Below are 2334 nucleotides of genomic sequence, written 5' to 3'. Positions count from 1 at the left end.
TGAGGCATTGAAGGCTTCAGACGTGGATAAAGTGTCTGAAATAACTAAACAAAAACAGCCTTTTCTGTTAAAACTTGAGCAATTAGCAAGACAGCGTGAACAGTTGCTGACCGCTGTTGGCTTTCCATCAGGCAAGTCAGGTTTAGAAGCATTTATTGCGAATCAGGAAGAAACTGATGCCAGCCGCATGACTGCTCAAGTAGTGCGGCTTCGTGAGGTGGCAAAAACTTGCCGCGAATTTAACCAGATTAATGGCGGCATCATTAATGTAAACCGGCAATATTTGACCAGAGCATTATCTATACTGCGTGGACGCGATCCCGAAACAGGTGCTTATGGTCCTGGTGGCGAATATACAAGCCAAATTGTCAGACAACCTTTAATTGGCCGAGTTTAGTGCTCGCACCAACCGGCTAAAACATTCACCCATGCTGGATGGTCATTCATGCATGGTATCAACGTCAATTTTTCGCCACCCGCTTCTTTAAAGACTTCTTCACCACGAATAGCGATTTCTTCCAGTGTTTCCAAGCAGTCAGTCACAAAAGCTGGACACAAAACCATGACATGTTTTGCGCCTTGTTCAGCTAACTCACGTAATGTGTCTTCTGTGTTAGGCCCAAGCCATTTTGCACGACCCAACCTTGACTGGAAGGCAACAGAATAGCGATCCGTAGCCAAGCCTGCTTGCAGTGCAAAGCATTGTGTTGTTCTCATTACCTGATGGCGATAGCAAGTTTGGTGAGCGGGATGACTGCCCTGACAGCAATTGTCTTGTTTCAGACAATGAGTACCTGATGGATCCAGTTTCGTAATGTGGGACTCAGGTAAACCATGATAGCTGAATATGATGTGGTCATACTCTTGCTCTAAATAAGGTTGTGCGCTGGTCACCAATGCTTTTATATACTCGGGCTGATCATAAAAAGGTGGAACAATCCTGAGCTTGATATCCAATTGATGCTTGCTAATCACGCGTCTGGCTTCTTCGATAGAAGTAGTGACTGTGCTGTCAGCATAGTGGGGATATAGAGGTATATAGAGAACTTCTTCAATCGATTTATCAGCCGTGATTTTTAATAGTTGTTGTTCTATGCTCGGATTGCCATACCGCATGGCCATTTCAACAGGATGCGTTACTTGTGTCTTAAGCGCATCTTTTAATTTTTCAGATAAAGCGATAAGTGGTGAGCCTTCCGCTGTCCACACGCTTTGATATGCCTCGGCAGAAGCTTTCGGCCTTGATGGCAACACAAACAGACTGACAATCATGCGTCGAAGTAACCACGGTAGTTGAATCACATAGGGATCCATTAAAAACTGGTTAAGGTACCGACGTACAGCGGGTGTGGTTGGGGCATCGGGAGAGCCCAGGTTGGCTAATAAAATGGCACGTTTTGTCATAAAAATTACGATTTATTCAGAAGATTGTTAAAAGCATCATCGAGGTCAGTATATTGGAATTGATATCCAATTGCTGTGGCTTTTTCAGGGTATGCACGCTGTCCTCCCAATAAAAGCTGAGACATTTCTCCCAGTGCGCATTTTAATAACCATTCGGGTGCTTTGAAAATGGCTGGGCGATGCAGATGTTTTGCCAGTGTTGTTGTAAATGTGGCATTGGTCACAGGGTGAGGAGCTGTGCCATTAAAGACGCCTTTTGCTGAAGGTGTCTGACTGAGGTAAATAATGAGATTGACGATATCCGATATATGAATCCAAGGCATGTACTGATCCCCTTTTCCAAGTGTGCACCCACCACCAAGTTTGAAAGGTAGAAGCATACGTTGTAAAACGCCACCCTCGGTGCTTAGAACAAGGCCGGTGCGGATAATACACACTCTTACTTCATCGGCTGCTTCAAGAGCCGCTTTTTCCCATTTTTCACACAGTTCGTGGGCGTAATCATGCTGATAATCACTTAATTCCGTCAGCGGCTGCTGTTTTTGGTCGCCATACCATCCGACGGCAGAGCCACTGATGAGTGCATGAGGTTTGGCTTGCCGCGTTTTTATCCAGTTAACTAGTGCTGCAGTTAGACCAATTCGACTTTGTTCCAATATGTTTTTTTGTTGCTTGCTCCATTTCTTATCAGCGATAGGTTCTCCGGCAAGATTGATAACAATATCGATTTTTTGATCGCCACTGATCTCATCCAATGATTGTATGGCTTTAACATTTCGGCCGCATTGCTTATAGACCTTTGTCTTATTTCGACTGAGTACGGTAATGTCGTGTCCTGCTGTCAGCAGCGTTTGACACAAGGAGCGGCCAATAAGCCCAGTACCACCAGTAATTAAGTAATGCATATTGATATCCTCAATAAACTTCACC

At 44.6% G+C, this 2334-nt stretch carries 3 protein-coding genes; 1 reads left to right on the top strand and 2 read right to left on the bottom strand.

The features are described from left to right. On the top strand, positions 1-397 hold a 397-nt coding region (locus B4K20_RS08840), incomplete at its 5' end, for a flagella synthesis protein FlgN (protein ID WP_289282618.1). Here B4K20_RS08840 and hemH read toward each other — a convergent pair. Together hemH and B4K20_RS08830 are read right to left on the bottom strand one after the other, a co-directional pair. Continuing rightward, positions 394-1404, bottom strand: coding sequence for a ferrochelatase (gene hemH / locus B4K20_RS08835; protein ID WP_289282617.1), 1011 nt, complete (start codon positions 1402-1404; stop codon positions 394-396). The genes B4K20_RS08840 and hemH overlap by 4 nt on opposite strands. Positions 1405-1409: 5 nt before the next feature. Then, positions 1410-2334 (bottom strand): TIGR01777 family oxidoreductase (locus tag B4K20_RS08830; RefSeq protein ID WP_349678798.1); only part of this gene is annotated, 925 nt, incomplete at its 5' end.

It is taken from the genome of Methylophaga sp. UBA5088, assembly GCF_002414625.1.
Classification (GTDB): domain Bacteria; phylum Pseudomonadota; class Gammaproteobacteria; order Nitrosococcales; family Methylophagaceae; genus Methylophaga; species Methylophaga marina.
The sequence above is the reverse complement of the archived record's forward strand: the minus strand, read 5'-3'. Positions and strand labels throughout refer to the sequence as shown.